We start from the raw sequence: 21,045 nt of genomic DNA on the forward strand, positions 1-21,045 counted from the left end.
GGCATCGCATTCAATCGTGGTGGCTGCTTGCCAGTTGACGATTAGGGCTTTCCGGTCGCCGTCGTAACTCTCATGCGAAGCAGCGAGTCACATCAAATGGCTTTCGCTCCTTCAGCATGTGGAAACACGCACGCGCCAGCTTGTGTGCCAGTGCCTTGCGGGCGACCACGGTGTTTGTTCTGGCCTTTTTGCGCCCGTAAAACTGCTTGGCTTCAGCGCTAAAGCGCAGCGCAAAGTTGGCCGCCTCGATGAACGCCCAGGACAGATATGGGTTGCCATTCTTTGTGTTGCCTTCGCCTTTCTTCTTGCCATTGCTTATACGCTGGCTGTCCACGCATCGCGCATAGGAAGCGAAGTTACCGGCGCTGGCGAAGCGCTCGATGGTGCCCACCTCCAGAAGAATGACAGTTGTAAGCGTGTTGCCGATGCCCGGCACTGTGGTCAGCAGGTCGTAGTGCGCGTCTGGCGCGACCTTTTCCTGAAGACGCTTTTCCACGATAGCGATCTGCGCGGAGAGCGTCGTTATGACCGCGACGTTGGCCCGAAGCGCGAGCTCAACGTCCTCTGGCAGGCGCATTTGTTTGATGGCTTCTTCGTCGAGTCGGATGACCTGATGGCTTGTGATTCGCTTGCCGAACTGGCGTGCCGTGATGTTCTCCACCGCGAGAATGTGGGTCGTGCGGCTTCGCACGAGCTGCATGCGCTTCCTCGCAAGATCACGGACAGCACGCTGTTGTGGTGGCAGGACGGTCCCTGTCGGGAGTATCCCCAGGCGCAACAGGTGAGCCTGGTAGCGCGCGTCGGTCTCATCACCACTGTGCTTGAGCCCGTCGTACTTCCTGATCGCGGTGGTGTTGGCCAGATGCACCACGAAGCCGGCCGCCTGCAGGCCGTCGACAAGCCAGTACCAGTTATACGTCGATTCGATTACGACGCCAGCCAGCTCGGCCTGCCACGGGGCAAGGAACGTCAGGATCCTGGCCAGCTCGTTCGGCAGCCGCTTCTCGGCGACCACGCGGTCCGTTTCGTCGATCACGCTCACCACACTATTGTTCGAATGCAGGTCAATGCCGCTATAGTTCATGATGGACCTCCTTCCGGTTAAAGCGCTGTTGGCAAACTCACTTTAACCCGGTCGCCCGGCAGGGCGGCGGAGGAGGCCCGCTAGATGATTTTCAATCGCCTGAGGTCGACCTTAGTCCGAGCACCGTCCACACGCACGTGGAAAGCGTATTTCGCAAGCTCGAATGCTCGATGCGTACCGCTGCGACGTTGAAGGCGTCGGCGCTGGGGCTACTGTAAAAGGGGGCGAACGCATTCACCACCGCTTCGAATGGCGCGATCGGATTGGCTATCGGGAAGCGTTTTTTCGTACACTCGGAGCATGAATCTTGACCTCATTCATGTCCGGCCCGCCGTTCTGTCACGCCTCGTGCGCCTTGGGGCAAATGTCGATCAGGCCATGGCTGTCGCACGTGTGCCCACGTCCGGTCGGGTAGATACGGCCCGGTACTTCGCATTCTGGGAGGCAGTGGGTACCTCCTCGCGCCCGGACATAGGGCTTCGGCTTGCGGGCGTGACAACGGTGCACGAGTACGACCTGTCGTTGCTTGCGGCGCTGCATTCGCCAGACGTGCGAACCGTGTTCGAAAAACTCGCTCGCTACAAACGCCTCTGCGGACCACAGGACTTGCACCTGGAGTTTTCTCCGAAGGAAGTTGCCGTCTCGACGGCGTGGTTGAGCGCCTCGACGCCGCCGCCGTCGCGCCTTGTCGATGTCATGTTCGGAACGCTGCTCTTGCTGCTCCATCGGGGCTCTGGCCAGGCACTTGCCCCGAAGCGCCTCGAACTTACACGGGCGCGCTCAGATGAACCCATGCTGATGCAGTTCTTCGGCTGCCCGCTGAAGTTTCACGCGAAGCGCGACGCACTTATCTTCGACGACCGCGTTCTGGAGACGCGTTTCGTCACGCATAACGCCGATCTGCTCCATGCTCTGCTCCCCATTCTCGACGAGCAGGTGGCGAAAAAACGTGGCAATGGTTTCCTCGACGAAGTTCGCAAGGCCCTCGCCAAACAAATGTCGGGCGAGCGACCGAGCGCCGATAAGGTCGCCCATGAGCTTGCGACTAGTGCGCGCACGCTTCAGCGTCGCCTCAGGGCACTCGGCACGAGCTACCAGCAGGTGCTCGAAGAAATTCGCCGTGACACGGCGCGGCGCCTTCTCTGCACGACGAGCATTGAGATCGCGGAAATTGCTTTCCTGCTCGGGTTTGAGGAACTGAACTCCTTCACGCGTGCTTTCCGGAACTGGGAGGGCAAGACGCCGAAACAGTGGCGCGAGTTTCGTGGCGCGATTGGATGAGTGATCGGCGCGATTGGATTTGAGCGCGGGAATCCCGATCGGTATCTTGTCGACATAGACCTCACCGAACGACGCAACTTGGAGTAGAAGCTATGACGACGAAACCTGAAGTGAAGCTTGGCGCGGCCGGCCCTACCGTGTTCCCTATTGCGCTGGGCTGCATGGGCATGGGCGCGACCAGTTGGTACGGCAAGAGCGATGAATCCGAGAACGTCGCCACGATTCATGAGGCGCTTGAGCGCGGTGTGAATGTGCTCGACACTGGGGACTTCTATGGCATGGGACGTAACGAACTCCTTCTTGGCAAGGCACTTCAGGGGCGACGCGATAAGGCACTGCTTAGCGTCAAATTCGGTACGCAGCGTGGACCGGACGGCGCGATCGTTGGCCGGGACGCGCGTCCGCAGGCGGTGAAGAACGCTTTGGCCCACAGCCTGTCACGGTTGGGCGTCGATTACATCGACATCTATCGAACGGGATTGGACCCGAACGTACCCATCGAGGACACCGTGGGGGCGATGAGCGAAATGGTGAACGCAGGATACGTCCGCTACATCGCTTTGTCCGAAGTCAGCGCCGACACAGTTCGTCGCGCTGCCAAGGTACATCCCATTTGCGACGTCCAACTCGAGTACAGCCTCATTAGCCGCAGCATTGAATCAAAGATCGTCCCAACACTCGCGGAACTGGGAGTCGCCATCACGGCCTATGGCGTGCTCTCGCGCGGCCTGCTAACGGCCGCGAGACCGAAGGATGAAGGAGACGCCCGCGCACAACTCCCGCGCTTCGAGTTTGCAAAAGAGAACGAACCGCTCGTTAATGCTCTCGCCCGTGTAGCCGCCGGGAAGAACATAACGCCGGCGCAACTGGCCATTGCCTGGGTTCGTGCCCGAGGCGCGGCTCTTGGCGTGACAATTGTCCCGACGCTGGGTGCTCGCACCCGCGCGCAACTCGCCGACGTGATCGCGAGCCTCGACGTGTCTCTTGATGGCGCCGAAGTCGCGGCGCTGGAGGAGGCTGTGCCCGAAAGTGCAGTCGTGGGAACGCGCTATCCAGAGGCCTGGTTGCACACGATCGACAGTGAGAAATAGCCGCTATCGTTTCCATATTGCCTCAGCGACGGGAAATATGTTCATGCGCGAATGGCTTCGTCGCTCCAAAGAGTGTTGAGTTACGCGATGGTCGAGCGCGCGCGACGAACTTTGCGAATGGCCGGTATCGAAACTCCCGAGGGTCTCTTGTGGGTCGCTTTATGCCCGTTGCATGAGAGGCCGTCTCCGCGACGATCACTCCGCTCGGTCGTCGGACGCTGGCCGGCCAGATGCGGTCGTTCGAGCGGGGCCAACGCGCATGCCGGAGCGGCGCTTGATGTCCGTACTCCGGTCACGCGCCCGTCGCGCGCTCGCCTATTGACCCATGCTCCGGAGATTGATAGGATGGCCTCACTTTCAAAACGCCCTCCCGGTCCGCCGGGAGGGCGTTTCGTTTTGGTTCCTGCAACCAAAATGGAACCCTGGAATGAAAGGCTCTCTTGAAATCCGATCTGGCTCGGATGCCGGTCTCGGATATGTGCAGTATGGCAATGGTCCAATTCGCGTGCTGGTCATGCACGACTGGCTCGGCGACCATTCCAGCTACGATGCAGTCATGCCTTGGCTCGATGGCCATTCGTTTAGCTACGTTTTCGTCGATTTGCGCGGCTACGGGCAATCCATCAACCTGGACGGTGAATTCACGGTCGAGGAGATTGCAGCCGATTGCCTCATGCTCGCTGACCGACTGGGTTGGACGCACTTCCATATCGTCGGCCACTCGATGACCGGAATGGTCACGCAACGTATTTCGGCGGACGCGCCGTCCCGCGTCATAAGCGCGATCGCCGTATGTCCCGTTTCCGCAGCTGGAAATCGGTTGAGTCCTGATGCACTGGCTTTCTTTGCCAGCACCATGCAAGACGACGATGCCCTTCGGAGGTTGTTTCGCTTCGTCACCGGAGGACTGTCCGATTCGTGGGCTGAACGCAAGGCCCGACAAAGCCGCGACACAGTCTCACCTGACAGCCGGGCCAGATACCTCGAAATGCTCGTCACGGCGGACTTCGTCGATGACGTTCGGGGTCTTGAAACACCGTATTTGGTCATCGTCGGTGATAAGGATCCCGGACTGGATTCGGAGGCAATGGCGCGCACTTTTCTCGCATGGCATCCGAACGCAGAACTGCAAGTTATCCCCAACTGCGGTCATTACCCGATGCAGGAGTGCCCGCCATATTTCGCAACCGTTATCGAAGGCTTCTTGAAACGCAGTACCACCTGACTTGACTGGCCGCAGGAAAGCTGGAAACGGACATATTCAGGCACGGGCCTGGATTGTCCGCAACGGGTCGCTTTATGCCTTTTGCATGGGAGTTCGCGCCCGTGGCGACCGCCGGGCTCGGACATCGGGAGCTTCCCGGCCAGGAGCTGCCGGTCGAGGTCGCCATCCACTTCGAATAGATAAGGTCTCGCCGGTCCCCACTCAATGGCCGGTTTCCGGTTAGCAAATTGCCCGTGGCAGTGCCTCAACTCGGGGTATTGCAGTCATTGGTAATCCCCCCGCCTTTCACCACCAGACGCAGATAGTGTCGGCGGACGAAATCGATGCTGGCAACCACGTCCGCCGTAGAACGGGCCGCCACGGCGTAGGCGCTCGCGCGGGGTGTCCATCCGTCGAGCCAGCCTGATATCTGGGTGCCGCCGGGATCGTCGCCGAGCGCGATGGGGTTTCGCGCTTCCTCAAGGCGAGCAAGACAAGCGGGCGTGTGGGGTGCTTCCGCACAGGTCTGCCAGATCGTCGTGGGTCGCAACAAATTACCACCAACTGCGCGACTCAGCGCCCGCCACTCCTCTGCTTCTGGCCACGCAGGATCGCCAGGCCGGATGCGGTCCATTACAGCCACGACTGGAGTCACGTCCGCAAAGGTCGTGGCGGTGGGAAGCAATGGCAGAGCGGCAACACCCTTTAGCAGGCATCGTCTCTTCACGTCGTCTCATTTCCTTATCGAGCGACAATCAGCTTCGGGAACCATCCTCTCTGGAACCAGGCGCGGGCCCGATAGGCTTCAATCGACCGGGTAACCAAGGGCCGTTACCAAAAGGTCAAAGCGCCCCTCAGCTGTCAGCGCAACATCATAGATGAGATGCCAACCTCGACGCGTGGGCCGCGATGCTCAGGCCGTCTGTGAAAATCCCAATGACTTGGTCCCAGAAGGCGGAAAGAAATTCGGGATCACCGAAGTATTCTGAAAGACACTCATCTGGCCGCCGAAAAGCGTATTGCCCGATGTCGAAACGAAGGTCGACGTACCATTTTCAGCAGCCTGTGCACTCTTCGCGAACAGCAAAAAGCCCGCTGCGGTGGTCGGATCGTGGCCGAGATCCATCTTGCTCCCGTCGGCCAGCTTGTAATCGCCGTCCTTCATCTGATATTTTTGCGCATCCTGCCCGAGCGACTGGAAAAGCGACATAAACCCTCCGAGCGCGTCCGCTTTCTCGCTAACCGCGTCGGACTGGGATGCGGTGAGCGGCGTTCCATCCGCTTCAGACCACTTTGCATAGCCGCTCACCGCGTCATTATGAAAAGCGTTAACCGAAGCGACGAGTGAAGCGTTTCCATTAAGCATGCCTTGAAGCCACGCTATATCGTTTGCGCCAAGGTCGTTGGACGTGACCTCGATCGAGCCGTTGCTCGAATGGAAATCAAAGTGGGCATTGGCGAGGTCCGGCCTCTGCGACAGGACTGACTGCATTGTGGACGTCAGGGCGTTAGCGATGTTCCGCGCGTCGTTTCCCATTTTCAACGGTGCGCCCAAAGCATCCAGATACTTTGCGACGCGAGCCGCTGTCACAGACGGATCAACGACAGTCACAGCAACTTGCGTCGGCGACGCTTGCGTGGCTGGCAAAGACTGCATCAACCCGGGAGTACCCAGCGGGAGTTGGCTTTGGCCCAATGCCACCGGGTTCGAATTTGCCAACGTAATTGGCGCGCTCATTCGTTCCTCTCTCTGTGTCCTGTAAGCGAGTTTACGACGACTTTGCGGAAAACGTGAGGCTTGGAGTTGAAATCGCCGAACGAATGGCGAGGGTACAACGAATCGCCGATCGGGCAAAGATCTCCGTGAGGACACGACCCAATCTGCGTAGACAATTTGGTCTAGACAAGTTACTCTACGTCATCCCGTCTTTGCTCGAAGGTGTCGTCATGACCAAAGCTAGTCCCGCGACCCGGCCGACTGCGGCTGAACTCGAACTCCTTCGGGTTCTATGGCCAATCGGCTCCGCTACCGTCAAGCAGGTCCATGAGGCCATGCATGAGGAACGTGCGGACGTTACCTATGCCAACGTATTGCGCCAGATGCAGGTCATGCATGCGAAGGGGCTACTTACGCGCGACGAAAGTGAGCGTTCCCACGTCTACGCGCCCGCGCAAAGCCAAAACATGCTGCAAACCAGCCTGCTGAAGGAACTGATCCACAAGGCGTTCTCGGGTTCGGGCAAGGCACTTGTCATGGCCGCTTTGCGCAAGCACGTTAGTCAGGAGGAACGAGAGGAAATTCGCAAATTTCTCCATGGAGATAAGCGATGAGCCCATTTGCCTGGACGCTTGTTCAGGCATTGGGCTGGGCGCTCATTTGCTTCGCATGGAAAGGTGCCTTGATCGGCGTGGCAACGGCGCTCTCGTTGCGGCTAATGCGTAACGCCAGTCCGCAAAGTCGCTATGCGCTCCTCTGCCTTTCGCTTCTTTTGTGTCTCGCGATACCAGGGTTCGATGCGTACTGCGGTATCGAAACGGCGTCGCGGCGATCTGGCTGGTTTCGCGCGACCGACTCCCTGATCGTGCCAACGGAACACACACGCGAAGCGTTCACGATTGAGAACGTCCTGCCCTGGCTGGTTGCGGCATGGCTGGTCGGTGTCGCCGCCATGTCATGCCGGCTGACCGCCGGCTTGCTGTGGGTACGTCAGATCGGACACGCGTTTCCCGCCTGGCCAGATCCCCGTTGGCAGGGCTACATGTCGACGCTGGCCGTGCGTTGCGGGCTGTCGCGTCCGGTGACGCTGTGCGTGGCAACGCATCTCACAAGCCCGCTGACGATCGGCTGGTGGCGACCGCTCGTGCTTGTTCCGGCTGTGTTGCTGACGCGCATGCCACCCGATCTGCTCGAAGCGGTGCTTGCCCACGAAGTCGCGCATATCAAGCGCGCCGACTATCTGGTCAACCTGCTGCAAAGCGTGAGCGAGGCGCTGCTCTTTTTTCATCCAGCAGTGTGGTGGCTGTCGAGGCAAATTCGTATCGAGCGGGAATGCGTTGCTGATCAGATCGCCGGCACGCTAATACAAAGTCCGCGACGTTTGGCGCTCGCACTTGAGCAACTCGACGCTCTTCAATCGACGAGTGCGCGATACGCGCCAGTCGCGCAATCGGCGCGGGGTGGCCATCTGCTGGACCGCATCAGACGCCTCTGCCACCCCGTCCCGCCCTCGCCGCACTGGGTCGCATGCGTCCCGGCCATCACGGTTTGCTTCGTCGCGTTGTGCGTGACGGCGCAGACACTGTGGCAGGTGCCCGTGTCGCAACACGCGGCGGGCATCGTGCCCGCCGGGTTGCTCGCATCGAACCACGTCGTGGTGATCGACGACAAATCCGGTCAGGTCCTGTTCCAGAAGCGCCCAGACGATATCGTGCCGATCGCATCGTTGACGAAGTTGATGACCGCCATGGTCGTGCTCGATGCCCGGCCCGATATGAACCGGACCATTCGCATCGACGCCAGCGACGCCGAAGCTTTTCGGCCAAGCCGCACGGGGTTGCCGGCCGGCGCGAGTCTGCCCCTCCATGCGGTGCTGCAACTCGCTCTGATGTCCTCGAATAACAGTGCGGCATACGCGCTGGCGCATGACTATCCCGGCGGTTTCCCGGCGTTCCAGGCCGCGATGCGTACCAAGATCGCGACGCTCGGGCTTAAGCACACGACGATCGAAGAGCCCACCGGCCTTTCGCCGCTCAACACGTCGACGGCAACCGACGTCTCGCTCATGGTCAACGCGGCAGCCCGCTATCCGGCGATCGCACGGGCCTCGACTGCCCCCCGAAGCGTCGTTCCGATCGACGGCAAGCTCGTGGAGTACCAGAACACGAATCCGCTCGTCGGGCAGAAAGGCTGGGACATTGCCTTGTCGAAAACCGGCTTTACCGACGCGGCCGGACGTTGCCTGATCATGCGGCTGCACTCGGTTCGGGACAGCGTCACGATGGTGTTTCTGGATGCCGGGCCCACTGCGTTCCCTGCGCGCGACGCGATCAACATCCGTCGCCTCCTGCTTGCCCACAAGCTGGCTTGACGTTAGTCGCGCGCACCGCGTTTCTTCACTCTGACTGGACCTGACCTTGACTCACTCGATCACGCGTCGAAAGCTGTTGATTGGATTGCCCTTGCTCGCCGGCATGGGCGTGGCGCCCGCATTGCGGGCAGCCGATTCACCGCTCTCCGATATCGAGCGGCGCAATGGAGGCCGCCTCGGTGTGTTTGCGATCGATACCGGCTCGGGCCGCACACTGAGCCACCGCGCCGAAGAACGCTTCCTGATGTGCAGCACGTTCAAAGGATTGCTCGCGGCCCAGATACTGGCGCGCGTCGATAGCGGCAAAGAGCGACTCGATCGACTTGTTCACTACACGGAGAAGGACCTTATCTTCACGTCGCCTGTGACCAAGGCCAACGTCGCGCGGGGTGCGCTGTCGATCGACGCGCTCTGCCGGGCAGTCCTCGTGGAGAGCGACAACACGGCCGCGATCCTGCTGATGCGCAGCGCCGGCGGTCCACCGGCGCTGACCCGGTTCGTGCGTGGACTCGGCGATACCGTCACGCGTTCGGACCGCTACGAGCCCGACTCGAACGGCTATCGCGGCGTGCTCGACACCACGACGCCAAAGGCCATCGCCACCACGGCGCAGCGCCTTCTGCTGGGTGATGCCCTGAGCGCCAGTTCTCGCGCACAACTGGAGCGCGGCATGGCCGACTGCAATCCGGGGCTCAACCGCATCCGCGCCGTGCTACCCGCCGGTTGGCAGGCTGCCGACCGGCCCGGCACCAGCGTCGGGAGCGAGACCAACGACTACGCGCTCGTGCGCCCGCCCGGACGCGCGCCGTTGCTCGTTGCTGTCTACTACGATGCACCGGGCGTGAACATGGACGCGCGCGAGTCCGTTTTGCGCGAAGCGGGCACGGCGTTCGTGCAGTGGTCCACGAGCGCGGCATGACCGAGGCCCCCACGCGAAACCGGAAGATCGATTTACTCCGCGGCGTTTCCATCCTGCTCGTGCTGTTTCACCACTTCAATATCGCCTATCGGCTCGACGACACTTTTCTGTCGCGCGTATTCGGCTGGGAAGCGGTCCGGGCTGTTGCACGAAACGGCAACTATGGCGTCACGATGTTTTTTGTGATCTCGGGATATCTGATAACGGCGAACGCAACTCGCCGCTGGTCCGAACTCGGTCATGTTGATGTCAGGGTGTTCTACGGCTTGCGCATCGCGCGCATCGTTCCGTGCCTGTTGCTGCTGCTGGCTGTAGTGAACGCGCTTGCAATGGCTGGCATTGCCATCTTCCAGAACCACTCGCCGGCCGGCACGCCGGTTTCATTTTGGCTTGTGAACCTGGCTTCGTTGACGTTCTGGATGAACGTGCTCATCGGGACGCACGGATGGACCAACTATGCACTCGGCGTGTTGTGGTCGCTTTCCGTCGAGGAGGTGTTTTACCTCTCGTTTCCTCTGCTTTGTCTCGCGTTTCGCAGGGAGGCGCAGCTCGTTGCTTTCTGGCTCGCATGCATTTTCGTTGGTCCGGCTTACCGTTTCCTGCACCAAGGCGACGAGGGTGGTTATCTCTACGCGTATTTCGCATGCTTCGACGCAATCGCCACCGGCTGTTGCGCGGCGCTGCTAGCAAAACGCGGCGCGTGGCGTGGCCGCGCGTGGAGCGTGCGGGCATGGCCGACGGCGCTGGCCATGACGTTTGTCTATCTGTCCTGGCCGATCCGCGAAAGCAACGTGTTCGGTGTCACGGCAATGGCCTTCGGCGCTGCGGTTTTGCTACTGGGCGCGAGTGATCGGCTGGACGAATCAAAAGCACGAGGCACGCGTGTGTCCACAGTGCTAGAAGCGTTCGGCAGGCTTAGCTATGAACTCTATCTGTTTCACCTTATCGTGCTGGGCCTGCTGCGCACGATTTTCCCGCCTCCCGGCGTGGCGGGTGACGAAAAACTGGTGGTTCTGGTCGGCTATCTGTTGCTTTCTACTTGTCTGAGCGTAATTATCGCGCGAATGTACGCTGAGCCGTCGAGTCGCATTGTGCGCCATTGGCTGATTCCGAGAAGATCTTGACCTAAAAGCGAGTACTGCAAGCGGGATCAACCTGACATCGAACACCTCCCAGCTCGAATCGGGTGCAGAGGCTGAGCGACTGGTTCTGGTCGGGGTGCGGCCGGTCCCGCTACCGCCGCCAATGTCCGCGTTTGGCCGATTTGCGCCTCATGCGAATGGCATATCGAGTCGAAGCAGCCGGCGAAGGTGGTCGGCTGTATGCGCTTCCGAGCGTGGAGCGCCCCTTATGCCGCCCCCTCGAACGCGGGCTGATCGAGAGCAATTGTGTCGACAATGGTCTGGATTTCCACGAACAGGTCGGAATATTGAGATCGCAGATACTGTTGTACCGATGCGTTGTCCAGCAGCCTCGCCAGATATCCCTTTGCGAGCACAAGGTTCAACACGTCCTGCCCATAGGTCTGTTCCACCAGCTTGTATTGCCCCTGCAGGTTGCTCATCTCCCGTTCCATTTTTGCCATCTGCTCCGGACCCACGCCCGTCAGCTTTTTGGGCTTCTTTCCGTCGATCAGCTGGGATGCAGGCGTCGCGACGAGCAGTGCTTCAGCGTACGCGACGGTCAGGCTATTCGCCGCAGTCATCAATTCGACGCACTCGACCTGTCGCGTCGTTTTCATCTTGCGCAGGGCACGAACCAGCTCGGGCGAAAACTGCCGGTCCTTTAGCAGTTCGGCCGCCTCCGCACAGATGCCGTCGAGCAACGCCATCCGCTTGAGGATCTGTGATACGTCCACCGCCAGCGCCTTCGCCAGCCGTTCCGGCGAGACCCCCCGTTCAACCGCCCGCCGGATCATGTGATGCTCCTGGATGGTGGATAGCCGGTTCACCCTGTTGTTGAAGGTGTAGCTCTCATCGTCGGTTGCGACGAGACAGGTAGCGGTTTCGAACTGCAGATCCAGCAGCGCAGCGAGCCGGAGATGGCCATCGAGCAGGACGTGCTGACCCGACGTGATGTCGGCGGCCGTAACCGACAGTGGTTCGATCATCCCGACCTCTTCGATCGAACTTTTGATCTGCCTGAACTTGCGTGATATCGGCACTCCGGCCGACAACCGCTTGGAGGGCAGGATGTTCCCGACCGGAACCGTCAGCGGTTCGGGAATGAAGCCTAGTGCAACGCTGCTCATGCCAGGCTCCCACTGGACCACACACGTTCTGCCAGATACTTCGGCAGCGTGGCCAGTCCTTCCGCGCGCAGCAGGTTCACAAAATTCTCGTCCGAAAACAGTTGCCGAAGTGCGCCGACCACGAACAGTAAGCGCTGCTGCGTGAACTCAGCTTTCTTTACCATCGCCTTTTGCCGCGCCACCTCGCGCTGGTATGTCCGGACGAGACTCGACGTCGTTACTTCAGCGACCTTGCGCGGCATGTTCCGGCCGGCGCCACGCCCAAGCGCCTTGCGACGCTCGACGATCCTTCGGGCGTCCATCAACTGCCGGCCGCGCAACTTCCCGGATTCGTACGCCTCCTGCAGGGCCGCCTGAATGGCTTCATCGCTGTCGCCGGCGCCAACGATCGACAGAGCCGTCCTCAGTGGAACCTGCCCCGTTTCCACTGCAACGACAAGGCGTTCCTCGCCCTGCCGAAGCAGCGTCAGGATGCCCTGGACGTAATGCATCGTGAGACCAGTCTTCTCGGCGATGGCTCTCGGCGCATAGCCCCGTTCCTGCAGGTCCCGGATTCCGGCGAGCAACTCAAGCGGACGGCACAGCCGACGTGCAATATTCTCCGTCAGGCTCATGATGAATGCGTCTTCGTCGCTCACGATGTCCACAAGAGCCGGAATGGTGGTCTCGCCAAGGGCGCGAAATGCTTTCAGGCGGCCCTCGCCACAGACCAGCAGGTAGCGCTCACCCCCGTCCGCCGTCGCGCGCGGGGTTACGACAATTGGCTTCTTCAGGCCGATCGCCTTGATGTTGCTGACGATCTCCTCGAAAACGCGGCTGTTCCGCTCTCTTGGATTGATCACGTCGATCTGGTCGATCGGGACCATCCTTACCTCGGCTGGCTGCCCATGTCGCATCATGCTGCTCTCCTCAGGCGGGCGCGCTGCGCCATGCCGTACAGGAAATCGAGTGTGTCGAAGCGATAGCTTTCGAACTCAATGGGATTCCAGTCCGCGAGCTGGATACGCGGCTGGCCGAAGTCGAGCCGCGGGAGGAGGTAGTAGTCAAGCGTGGACTGGTTGTTGCGGTCCAGCCGGACAGCTACCGTGATGTCGGGCAGCAGACTGGTGTCGAACCGGACCTTCCAGTGGTTACGACCGGAGTCGTGTGTCTGGCAGCGCGACAGGACAATGCATGCCGTAAATTCGCTGTTCACGGTCAGCATGTCTGTTGCAGAGTCGCGAACGACCATGCCACCCAATGCCGCGATCCGGTTCTCGGTCTCGGCAACAATGCCCGGATGCAGTTGTCGCAGGAACCGGTTGGTCTCGATGTACCGGTAGTCGCGACCCGGCGTGAATCCGACCGTCTGGTATGCGCGGATCAGGCTGCCAAAGTGATAGGCATAGACCGACGAGGATGGCATACCCTCCGTTTCGTCGATCACTACGCCGGAAAGGAATCCCCGACTGTGATACAGCTTGCGCAGGCGCTCGATGAGATCCTCGCTTGAGTAGCGCCGGGCTCGCGCGCGCATGATGCCCTGGGCTGTGTAGAAGGTTTCACTGGGGACAACCGGTTCGAACGCCCTTTCCTTGCGGATCCACATATCAGGTGGATTCACAACGCGGGCCTTCTTGAGCTTGAACGAGACACGGTTGTAGACGTTGTTGCCGATGTATTTCTCGTTGGTCAGGACCTCCCGTACGGTTGCCCGGGTCCAGTAGCGCCCAAGATCGGTCTGGATATGCATGCCGTTCAACCGGCTGGCGATCTCATATTCGTTCAGTGACTCGTCGATAAACCAGCTGTAGATCAGGTTTACTGTCCGGACCTCGTTCTCAGGGCCTGGCATGAGGATGACGCGGTCGGTCTGCAGGCATTTGTGCTCGCCGCGCACCAGTTCGCCCTTCATCAGGCCAGCCTGGTCCACGAGAATGCGGCGGAGCCCATAGCCTGCGGGACCGCCTTGCCTGAAACCCAGTTCGATCAGCCGGCATTGTCCGGCGAACACCTTCGCCGAGAGCTCCCGACTGTATTCTCCAGCCATTGCGCGCTTGACACCCTTGACGATCGTTGAGACCGGAGAGCCATCGTTTTCGAACTGCTCGGCGCAGTACGCTACCTGGATGCCGGCCCGCCGGCAGACGTACTCATAGTAGGCACTTTCGTCTGCATCCTGGAACCGGCCCCAACGACTCACGTCATAGACGAGAATCACCTGAAAATCCGCGGCGCCGCTTTCGACGTCCCGGATCAAGGCCTGGAGCGCCTGGCGCCCGCCAATGCTCAGGCCGCTCTTGCCTTCATCGGCATAGGTACGCACGATCTCGAGTCCGCGGCCCGCTGCGTAGTCCCGTATCCGGTCCCGCTGATTTTCGGTCGAGTACTGCTGGTGTTCCGTTGACATCCGGACATACTCGGCCGCACGCACCGCTGAAGCCTGCGTGACGACTGGTTCGCCTGTGCATTCGAGGTTCACGATTCGCTCCAACCGGCAACGACTCCTCGCCTCGCCGCTCCAGGTCCACCGGCCAACCGGATTCCTGTCGACGTCAGCCGATCCAACAGGTTGAGCGCGGCTGATGCGAGCAACACAAGACAAACGTAGCAGGTGTACAGCCGGGATCAATCACGTCATCTCTTTGCAATCACACGGGAGGAGAGCCGGGAGCGGAAAGGACGGTGATGTGAACCATCCACGCGTTCATCTTTGCAACGCTTGCCCCGACTACATCGCACAGAAGATAGAAGCCCGACGTCAGCGGGCGGAAGGCCGCTGACACATCCATCTTTGCAACGGGCTCGGCATGTCGCAGGGCATTGCGTTCTCGCTGCATTGCGCGGTTGCGCTCGCGCGACGCTGGATGCGTTTCGCGATAGCGTCGCCAGTACTCCGGATGCCGGGCACTCCAGGTGGCTTGGGCCTTTGCCTGGTTCTCTCGATAGTCAGGATCCGTTCGAAGGCGCTCATGCTGCCAGGCGCGCCGACGGGCGGCCTGACAGGCCGCCGATGAGCAGTACCGTTGATTCGTAAGCGCGAATTTAACCCCACCTAGAATCGAAAGCTGAACGAGCGCAGGCTTGCGTCCGCAACTACAACTTGCGGACGCAACCGATGACACAGAACGAAGTTGATTTCCTTCCGCTGCGGGTGACGGGCGTGACGGCGACGGGCAAGCGCAAGTTTGACGCCGAGGGTAAGCGCAAGCTGATTGACGCCTGCCGGCAACCGGGCGCGTCAATTGCCGGACTGGCGTTGAAGGCTGGGGTGAACGCGAACCAGCTGCATAAGTGGATTCAATTGCGCGAACGCACGAATGCCGCTGCTGCGACGGCGAGCGTCGAGCCGTTGCCGTCCGCATTCGTGCCGGTCGTCACGGTCGACGAAGTGGCGCCGATGCGCACGAACCCCGAGCCGGCGAACGTACGGCGAACGTCTCACAGGTACGACTCGGCGAAGGCAATGACGCCGGCGCGACTATCAGCGCAGTTGCCCAACGGCGTGACGCTGCAGCTCGAATGCGCCGCACACGATGGCGCGCTCGTGAAGGCGATGATCGAAGCGTTGGGGACGCGCTGATGTTCCGCTTCGACGCGGACCTGCAGATCTACCTGCACCGCGAGCCCATCGACTTCCGTGCCGGCATCAACAGCCTCGTCACGCTGGTCGAGCAGTCGATGCAGCTCGATCCGCTTGCGCGAGCCGTCTTCGCGTTCCACAACCGCAAACGCGATCGCGTGAAACTTCTGCTGTATGACCGGGCCGGATTCTGGCTCCTATTGAAACGCCTCGAGGCCGACCGTTTCGTTTGGCCCCGCCGTCAGCAAGCCGTGATCGAACTGACGGCCGAGCAGCTTCACCTGCTGCTCGACGGCGTCGATATCGACGCCGTGCGCCGCCACCCAGCGCGGCAGTACTGCCACGCGAGCTGAAGCAGGGTATCGCCGCCGTTGCCGGTAAACAACGGCGGCTTTAGCTGTTACAAATTCGCGTAAACCTATTTGGCTCGGCGATCCGCTATCGTTGAGCGCATGTCTCCTCCCGATCTCCCCCGACTTCCGCGCACCGCCAAGGCCTATATCCACAAGCTGGAGGAACGGGTGGCGGCCGATGCGCAGGTCATTGCCGAGCGTGACGCCAGGATCGACGAATTGACCCGGCGCCTGGATGCGCTCGAAGAGCAATATCGTCTCGCGTTGGCCCGACAGTACGCGCCCAAGAGCGAGAAGCGCCGCGACCGCGTGTTCAACGAGGCCGAGGAAGCAGCCCAAGCCGAGCCGGCCGACGAGGACGACGGCGATGTGTCGGCGCTGCCCGATACCGGGTTGCCGGAACCCGGTCAGCCGGAACCGCGCAAGCGTGGCCGCAAGCCGCTGCCCGCGGATCTGCCGCGCGAGCGAATCGAGTACGACCTGCCCGAGGAGCAGAAGATCTGTCCGTGCTGCAGCAAGGCCATGCATCGGATGGGCGAGGAAATCAGCGAACAGTTGCACATGGAGGTCAAGGTCTCTGTGCTGCAGCACGCGCGTTTCAAGTACGCGTGTCGGCACTGCGAGCGTCATGGCACGCACACGCCGATCGTGGTCGCGCCGATGCCGGCGCAGCCTTTGCCGGGCAGTCACGCCAGTGCCTCGATGATCGCCGCCGTCACGGCCGGCAAGTATGTCGACGGCACACCGCTGTACCGGATGGAAGACGTGCTCGCGCGCTCGAACATCGCGGTCGGCCGCGGCACGCTGGCGAACTGGATCATCCGCCCCGCCGAGCTTCACTACACGCGCCTGTTCGAGGCGCTCAAGAAGATTCTGCTAAGCCAGTGGCTGATTCACGGCGACGAGACCACCGTCCAGGTCCTGAAGGAAAGCGGCCGAAACGCGCAGTCCACCTCGTATATGTGGGTCTACCGAAGCGCCGAGGATAGCGAGCAGCCGGTGGTGCTGTTCGAGTACCAGCCGGGGCGTGGCCAGCAGTACCCGAAGGAATTCCTCGGAGACTACGCGGGCACGCTGATGACGGACGGCTGGCCTGCGTGGCGAACGGTTAAATCGGCCACGCACCTCGGATGCCTTGCGCATGGACGCCGGATGTTCACGGACGCGCTCAAAGGACAGAAGAACAAACCGAGCCCGCGCATCACGAAGGCGCTCGAATTCTTCCAGGCGCTGTATCAAGTCGAGACGCTCGCCAAGCAGACGTTGCCCGAAGGCGAGACGCTGGCCGATTACCGGTACCGCCTGCGCCAGCAGCACAGCGTGCCGTTGCTCAATGCCTTTAAGACCTGGCTCGACGAGCTCGCGCCGAAGGTTCTGCCAAAGAGCCTGCTGGGCGAGGCGATCGGCTACTGTCTCAGGCAATGGCGGTATCTGAGCCGTTATGTCGAGGACGGCCGGTCCCCAATCGATAACAACGTCATCGAGCGCGACATCAGGCCCTTTGTGACCGGACGAAAGTCGTGGCTCTTCAGCGATACGGTCGACGGCGCAAAAGCGAGCGCGATGGTCTATAGCCTGATGCTCACGTGTCGAGCCTGCGGCGTCGATCCTCACGCCTATCTGCTGCACGTGCTGACGCAATTGCCGCAGCGTGCGCCGGACGCCGATATTAGCGACCTGCTACCGTTCAACTTCGCTCGACAGCAAGCCGTTACCGGGTAACTCCGGTCCCTATCGCGCCGGGCCGAAGTATTGGTCCCACTGTTCCGAATCGGGATCGAGTCGGCGCACGATCGCGTCGTCGGCCCGTGCGATCAACCGCTCCAGCATCTGGCGCTTCGTTACCGAGTAACGGCGAGCTAACCGCGTCAGAGCAAGATTCGCTTCCGTGCTCACCCACATATCCAGACGCCGATCACCGTTGCCGTCCTTGCCTGCCGTCTCGCGCCTTGCCCGATAAGCCGCTTGCCGCTGCGCCGTCGTTTGCGTCATCTCGCATCTCCTTCGTTACCCGGTAACTATCGATCTGAAATATGTTACCCGGTAACACGTCACCTAACGACGTGTGGCGGATTTAGCGCTTACGTTGATTCGGGACGTGTGCGAGCGGGGTGAAGAGCGCGCCGCAGGCGGCGCAGGTGCGGGCCGGTCTCATGGCAGGGCTCCAGGCCGGCACATTGTCGACACACGTTCAGCGCACGCCGGCCAGCTCTTCGCTGAACGTCGCATTTTGACGTGTAGCGACGCGCGTGACCGACACCTCCTTGACGAAAGGACCGCGTGTCGGCTTTTCAGCGCCAAATTCGACCTTAAAACGCGTTCTATACGCCTCAGAGCTTACGATGGAACGCCTATTGTCCACCAAGCAAGCGCGCCCGTTTTCACATCGACTCAGCGATCTTCCTCTCGTACGTACCTGATTATGGATGACCCAGGACATACACGGCGAGCATTGCCTGTGAAGTCAGCCCGTTCGATCGTGACCGCATCCGCCTTGGTGTCACGCAGGCTCGAGGAAAATGGTGGTATTCCAAAGCCGCAGAGTATGCAGGCCGCCCGATGGAGCGTCTGGAAACGGACCACACGTTGGTCGATATATGGGTAATTGACGACAACCTCGGCATTCCGCTCAGACGACCGACCATTACGCTGCTTGTCTGCAGCTATAGCGGGTACATCATCGGCTTCTTCATATCGTTCGCAGGCGAAGCCCTAGCGCGCGTCATACGCGGCATCAAGGTCGCGATTCAGCCAAAGGACAACGTGCCAGCAGGGAGATGAGTTAACGTTCCACCGACGGAGCCCCCTAAGGTAATATTCGTCCCAAAACAGCGGTAGCGCACCACTCATTCGGAGGGAGACCAAGGTGCCAAGGGACGATTCGCGCCTCGACGCGCTCATCGAAGACATCTATGCGGCCGCGCTCGGCGACACCGGCTGGGAAGACGCGCTGCATGGGCTGAGGCGATTGACCGGCGCGCGCATGGCGACGCTGCTCTCCTACGACGACACGTCGCAACTCGCTTCGATCGATCGCGCCGTCGGTGATGACGACGCATGGATGGCAAGCTGCCATCACGACTACAGCGCCGAATTTTATCTGTACGACCCCGGCGCACCAGTCATCGGCAGTTGGGCTCCTGGCCGCTGGTTCGAGGACCACGCGTTCGTGACGCGACAACAGCGTGCACGCAGCGTCTTCTATCAGGAGTTTATGCGACCAAATCAGCTCGGCAGCATTTCGGGGATTTTCGTTCATCGCCATCAGGGTGATAGCGCATTTTTGAGCCTGCTCGGCGGCCCCGGCTCCCAAGGACTCGCCCCGGCACAACAACGCACCTGCACCGCGCTCGGTGCGCATTTCAGCCACGCACTGCGGATCCAGGCGCGGCTTGGTCAAGGCGAAGCGCGTGCTGCACTGGCGGAGTCAACGCTCGAAGGTTTGCCAACGCCGGTTTTTCTGCTCGACGAGCGCCGGACCCTGATATTTGCCAATCTCGCCGCAGCGAAGTTAATGGCAAGCGAAGCCGTACTGCGCTTTGTGCGGGGCCGTTTTGTTCCCGAAGTTTGTTCGGACGATGCTCAGTGGCGCGAAGCATTGAATCGCGGCGGCATTCAGCTGCGCCGCGTCGATGGTACGAAGCTGATTCTCGCACTGATGCCCGTCCCCGCGCACGCAACGCTCGCGCTGCAGCAAAATCGAAACGTCACGCTGATGACGTCCATACATCTGAGTACGTCCGGCGCACGACAGACACGCCTACAGCTGTTCTACGGCTTGACCGCGAGCGAGGCACAGGTGGCAATAGCCGTCAGTTGCGACGGTCTTTCGCCTACAGAGTGCGCCGAAGCGCGCTGTGTCTCCGCAGGAACGGTGCGCAGCCAGCTCAAATCGATTCATTCGAAGATGGGCGTGTCGCGTGTCGCCGATCTCGTCCGGCTTGTGCTCGCCACCTGAGGCGAGGCGCTCGGCTGATGCCGCTTTATATACCCAATTTAGGGGATGAAACGCAACGCTCATCGTAGAGACAATGGCTTCCTGTATTCATCAATACACAATCCGGGGGCCAATGAATGAAATGTCGTCAAAAAATACTGTCGATAGTGCTAGCCATTGCCTCAGTGTCTGGTTGCACCACGATGAAGGCCGTCGATACCGCCAGCGACGAGTTTCAGCAAGGGCATATCGCCGCAGGCCTTTGGGATAGCACGATGGGCGTGGCGATGGGCGCGATAGTCGATGTGTTCACGCTCGGCGGTACTGCCTCTCCTGAGGAGGGTACGAAGACCATCCGGACAGTTACCAACCAAGGCGGCAGTGGCGCAATACGCGATCCGTATGTGGCCACGACGGAGAGCTATGCAACATCGTCTTCCGGCGACATGTGTCAGAGAAAGGGCCAATCCATTGGAGCCGCGAAAGCCTGCTGCGACTCAGAACACGGCACTTTTTCACAGACATTCCTTAAAGATGGATCAACAAGCGTGGGGTGCCGTCGCGGCAACGGAATGGCCGGATCTTACTCGTGGGGCGGTACGTTCAAAAATGGATCAATCGAAGGAAATTTCGCCATCAATTAATATAACCCACGAATCGTTAACATCTTCAAACTGAACCGCGCCACTCTGCTCAGCCGTGACCTCTGATACATGTATTCCAGGAGTCGGCCGAAAACCGCGGACGCTGGGCTTCACTTCGATCAGCATTTCACCTGCACGCGGTCCTTCCAGATCGACCTCTTCGATGGTCAACGGCGCGCCGGCTTTCCATGCGATGGATGCCTGTGTCTTCATACTGCACTTCTCTGCTGAAGCGCTTGTTGTTCGTGATATGCGTGGTCCGTTGGTCGAACGTCGCGTTGAACGTCTTCCCAAACCTTGCGGATCATGCCCTGCAACAGCAGCGATTCGGCCCAGCGGTCGGTCGTGTCGTTGCCGGCGCGGTCAATGATCGCGTACGGTCTGGGTCCAAGTTCGCAGGTGAAGGCGAGGGTGCCTTCGGTCCAGCCACGCTCCGTCGCGCTGCCCCAGAACAAACCGCGACAATGGGACGGCAACCCACTGTCATCGTTCGGATCGGCTCGCGAGCAGTCCCAATTTCTTACCCGTTCGAGTCCCACGGATCTCAGCATCTCTCGTTCAACCGCGGGTAAGACCAAATAGTAGCCATCGAGCACTGCACAGTTCCCTCGCAGCGAGTGGGACCCCAGCA

The 21,045-nt window shown here is 60.6% G+C and carries 22 protein-coding genes and 1 pseudogene; 14 read left to right on the top strand and 9 right to left on the bottom strand.

The annotated features are described in order from the left end of the window. Positions 1–70 precede the first annotated feature (70 nt). The gene (locus P2869_RS11620; protein WP_277596560.1) at positions 71–1,084 is read right to left on the bottom strand and encodes an IS110 family transposase; all 1,014 of its coding nucleotides are present in this window, start codon (positions 1,082–1,084) and stop codon (positions 71–73) included. A 104-nt stretch (positions 1,085–1,188) separates the two neighbouring features. Here P2869_RS11620 and P2869_RS11625 point away from each other — a divergent pair. The 4 genes and pseudogenes from P2869_RS11625 to P2869_RS11640 all read left to right on the top strand — a co-directional run. Continuing rightward, positions 1,189–1,302 (top strand): annotated as a pseudogene (locus tag P2869_RS11625) (LuxR C-terminal-related transcriptional regulator); the annotation flags it as partial. 82 nt (positions 1,303–1,384) lie between these two features. After that, a complete protein-coding gene (locus tag P2869_RS11630; protein WP_277596561.1) occupies positions 1,385–2,365 on the top strand; it encodes an AraC family transcriptional regulator in 981 nt (326 codons plus the stop codon). Positions 2,366–2,457: 92 nt separating this feature from the next. Then, positions 2,458–3,456, top strand: a complete 999-nt coding sequence (locus tag P2869_RS11635) for an aldo/keto reductase (RefSeq protein ID WP_277596562.1) — start codon at positions 2,458–2,460, stop codon at positions 3,454–3,456. A gap of 427 nt (positions 3,457–3,883) precedes the next feature. Continuing rightward, positions 3,884–4,681, top strand: coding sequence for an alpha/beta hydrolase (locus P2869_RS11640; RefSeq protein WP_277596563.1), 798 nt, complete (start codon positions 3,884–3,886; stop codon positions 4,679–4,681). A 244-nt stretch (positions 4,682–4,925) separates the two neighbouring features. Here the strand turns inward: P2869_RS11640 and P2869_RS11645 are convergent, their stop codons facing one another. Next, on the bottom strand, positions 4,926–5,387 hold the full coding sequence (locus P2869_RS11645) for a hypothetical protein (RefSeq protein WP_277596564.1): 462 nt from the start codon (positions 5,385–5,387) through the stop codon (positions 4,926–4,928). A gap of 186 nt (positions 5,388–5,573) precedes the next feature. Further along, the gene (locus tag P2869_RS11650; RefSeq protein ID WP_277596565.1) at positions 5,574–6,398 is read right to left on the bottom strand and encodes a hypothetical protein; all 825 of its coding nucleotides are present in this window, start codon (positions 6,396–6,398) and stop codon (positions 5,574–5,576) included. 209 nt (positions 6,399–6,607) lie between these two features. On the opposite strand from P2869_RS11650, the gene P2869_RS11655 reads away from it, so the two are divergent. From P2869_RS11655 to P2869_RS11670, 4 genes are read left to right on the top strand one after another with little or no spacing between them, the layout of a single operon-like run. Next, the gene (locus tag P2869_RS11655; protein WP_277596566.1) at positions 6,608–6,991 is read left to right on the top strand and encodes a BlaI/MecI/CopY family transcriptional regulator; all 384 of its coding nucleotides are present in this window, start codon (positions 6,608–6,610) and stop codon (positions 6,989–6,991) included. Beyond that, on the top strand, positions 6,988–8,748 hold the full coding sequence (locus P2869_RS11660) for a M56 family metallopeptidase (RefSeq protein ID WP_277596567.1): 1,761 nt from the start codon (positions 6,988–6,990) through the stop codon (positions 8,746–8,748). The genes P2869_RS11655 and P2869_RS11660 overlap by 4 nt, the downstream gene beginning before the upstream one ends. A gap of 46 nt (positions 8,749–8,794) precedes the next feature. Beyond that, complete coding sequence (bla, locus tag P2869_RS11665; RefSeq protein ID WP_277596568.1) at positions 8,795–9,667, top strand: class A beta-lactamase; 873 nt, start codon at positions 8,795–8,797, stop codon at positions 9,665–9,667. After that, a complete protein-coding gene (locus P2869_RS11670; protein WP_277596569.1) occupies positions 9,664–10,791 on the top strand; it encodes an acyltransferase in 1,128 nt (375 codons plus the stop codon). The genes bla and P2869_RS11670 overlap by 4 nt, the downstream gene beginning before the upstream one ends. Positions 10,792–11,015: 224 nt before the next feature. Here the strand turns inward: P2869_RS11670 and P2869_RS11675 are convergent, their stop codons facing one another. Genes P2869_RS11675 through P2869_RS11685 form a run of 3 tightly spaced genes read right to left on the bottom strand, consistent with a single transcriptional unit; the run spans position 11,016 to position 14,379 of the window. After that, positions 11,016–11,918: a plasmid partitioning protein RepB C-terminal domain-containing protein gene (locus P2869_RS11675; protein WP_277596570.1), complete on the bottom strand. Its 903-nt coding sequence runs from the start codon at positions 11,916–11,918 to the stop codon at positions 11,016–11,018. Continuing rightward, entirely contained in the window at positions 11,915–12,817 is a 903-nt protein-coding gene (locus tag P2869_RS11680; RefSeq protein WP_277596571.1) for a ParB N-terminal domain-containing protein, read from the bottom strand. The genes P2869_RS11675 and P2869_RS11680 overlap by 4 nt, the downstream gene beginning before the upstream one ends. Then, on the bottom strand, positions 12,814–14,379 hold the full coding sequence (locus P2869_RS11685) for a recombinase family protein (RefSeq protein WP_277596572.1): 1,566 nt from the start codon (positions 14,377–14,379) through the stop codon (positions 12,814–12,816). Before P2869_RS11685 ends, P2869_RS11680 begins: the two co-directional genes overlap by 4 nt. A 636-nt stretch (positions 14,380–15,015) precedes the next feature. On the opposite strand from P2869_RS11685, the gene P2869_RS11690 reads away from it, so the two are divergent. From P2869_RS11690 to P2869_RS11700, 3 genes are all read left to right on the top strand, one after another. Then, positions 15,016–15,480 (top strand): transposase, encoded by a 465-nt coding sequence (locus P2869_RS11690; protein WP_277596573.1) that lies wholly within the window; start codon positions 15,016–15,018, stop codon positions 15,478–15,480. Further along, positions 15,480–15,833 carry an IS66 family insertion sequence element accessory protein TnpB gene (gene tnpB, locus P2869_RS11695; RefSeq protein WP_055347105.1) on the top strand — a complete coding sequence of 118 codons (354 nt, stop codon included), beginning with the start codon at positions 15,480–15,482 and terminating at the stop codon, positions 15,831–15,833. Before P2869_RS11690 ends, tnpB begins: the two co-directional genes overlap by 1 nt. A 99-nt stretch (positions 15,834–15,932) precedes the next feature. Continuing rightward, positions 15,933–17,555, top strand: a complete 1,623-nt coding sequence (locus P2869_RS11700) for an IS66 family transposase (RefSeq protein ID WP_277596574.1) — start codon at positions 15,933–15,935, stop codon at positions 17,553–17,555. 9 nt (positions 17,556–17,564) lie between these two features. On the opposite strand, the gene P2869_RS11705 is transcribed toward P2869_RS11700, so the two are convergent. Further along, the gene (locus tag P2869_RS11705; protein ID WP_277596575.1) at positions 17,565–17,825 is read right to left on the bottom strand and encodes a hypothetical protein; all 261 of its coding nucleotides are present in this window, start codon (positions 17,823–17,825) and stop codon (positions 17,565–17,567) included. 567 nt (positions 17,826–18,392) lie between these two features. Here P2869_RS11705 and P2869_RS11710 point away from each other — a divergent pair. The 3 genes from P2869_RS11710 to P2869_RS11720 all read left to right on the top strand — a co-directional run bounded on the left by P2869_RS11710 (position 18,393) and on the right by P2869_RS11720 (position 20,414). Then, a complete protein-coding gene (locus P2869_RS11710; RefSeq protein WP_277596576.1) occupies positions 18,393–18,614 on the top strand; it encodes a hypothetical protein in 222 nt (73 codons plus the stop codon). A gap of 85 nt (positions 18,615–18,699) precedes the next feature. Beyond that, positions 18,700–19,791, top strand: a complete 1,092-nt coding sequence (locus P2869_RS11715) for a helix-turn-helix transcriptional regulator (protein WP_277596577.1) — start codon at positions 18,700–18,702, stop codon at positions 19,789–19,791. Between the two features lie 182 nt (positions 19,792–19,973). After that, on the top strand, positions 19,974–20,414 hold the full coding sequence (locus tag P2869_RS11720) for a hypothetical protein (protein ID WP_277596578.1): 441 nt from the start codon (positions 19,974–19,976) through the stop codon (positions 20,412–20,414). Here the strand turns inward: P2869_RS11720 and P2869_RS11725 are convergent. After that, positions 20,385–20,627: a hypothetical protein gene (locus tag P2869_RS11725; RefSeq protein WP_277596579.1), complete on the bottom strand. Its 243-nt coding sequence runs from the start codon at positions 20,625–20,627 to the stop codon at positions 20,385–20,387. The genes P2869_RS11720 and P2869_RS11725 overlap by 30 nt on opposite strands. Then, positions 20,624–21,010, bottom strand: coding sequence for a hypothetical protein (locus tag P2869_RS11730; RefSeq protein WP_277596580.1), 387 nt, complete (start codon positions 21,008–21,010; stop codon positions 20,624–20,626). Before P2869_RS11730 ends, P2869_RS11725 begins: the two co-directional genes overlap by 4 nt. Positions 21,011–21,045 lie beyond the last annotated feature (35 nt).

Origin of the sequence: Paraburkholderia sp. SUR17, from assembly GCF_029536165.1 — a bacterium.
GTDB classification, from domain to species: domain Bacteria; phylum Pseudomonadota; class Gammaproteobacteria; order Burkholderiales; family Burkholderiaceae; genus Paraburkholderia; species Paraburkholderia kururiensis.

Coding starts and splice junctions, on each gene's coding strand:
- P2869_RS11620 (WP_277596560.1), bottom strand. CDS start 1,084: ATGAACTATAGCGGCATTGACCTGCATTCGAACAATAGTGTGGTGAGC.
- P2869_RS11630 (WP_277596561.1), top strand. CDS start 1,385: ATGAATCTTGACCTCATTCATGTCCGGCCCGCCGTTCTGTCACGCCTC.
- P2869_RS11635 (WP_277596562.1), top strand. CDS start 2,458: ATGACGACGAAACCTGAAGTGAAGCTTGGCGCGGCCGGCCCTACCGTG.
- P2869_RS11640 (WP_277596563.1), top strand. CDS start 3,884: ATGAAAGGCTCTCTTGAAATCCGATCTGGCTCGGATGCCGGTCTCGGA.
- P2869_RS11650 (WP_277596565.1), bottom strand. CDS start 6,398: ATGAGCGCGCCAATTACGTTGGCAAATTCGAACCCGGTGGCATTGGGC.
- P2869_RS11655 (WP_277596566.1), top strand. CDS start 6,608: ATGACCAAAGCTAGTCCCGCGACCCGGCCGACTGCGGCTGAACTCGAA.
- P2869_RS11660 (WP_277596567.1), top strand. CDS start 6,988: ATGAGCCCATTTGCCTGGACGCTTGTTCAGGCATTGGGCTGGGCGCTC.
- P2869_RS11670 (WP_277596569.1), top strand. CDS start 9,664: ATGACCGAGGCCCCCACGCGAAACCGGAAGATCGATTTACTCCGCGGC.
- P2869_RS11675 (WP_277596570.1), bottom strand. CDS start 11,918: ATGAGCAGCGTTGCACTAGGCTTCATTCCCGAACCGCTGACGGTTCCG.
- P2869_RS11680 (WP_277596571.1), bottom strand. CDS start 12,817: ATGATGCGACATGGGCAGCCAGCCGAGGTAAGGATGGTCCCGATCGAC.
- P2869_RS11690 (WP_277596573.1), top strand. CDS start 15,016: ATGACACAGAACGAAGTTGATTTCCTTCCGCTGCGGGTGACGGGCGTG.
- tnpB (WP_055347105.1), top strand. CDS start 15,480: ATGTTCCGCTTCGACGCGGACCTGCAGATCTACCTGCACCGCGAGCCC.
- P2869_RS11700 (WP_277596574.1), top strand. CDS start 15,933: ATGTCTCCTCCCGATCTCCCCCGACTTCCGCGCACCGCCAAGGCCTAT.
- P2869_RS11705 (WP_277596575.1), bottom strand. CDS start 17,825: ATGACGCAAACGACGGCGCAGCGGCAAGCGGCTTATCGGGCAAGGCGC.
- P2869_RS11710 (WP_277596576.1), top strand. CDS start 18,393: ATGGAGCGTCTGGAAACGGACCACACGTTGGTCGATATATGGGTAATT.
- P2869_RS11720 (WP_277596578.1), top strand. CDS start 19,974: ATGAAGGCCGTCGATACCGCCAGCGACGAGTTTCAGCAAGGGCATATC.
- P2869_RS11725 (WP_277596579.1), bottom strand. CDS start 20,627: ATGAAGACACAGGCATCCATCGCATGGAAAGCCGGCGCGCCGTTGACC.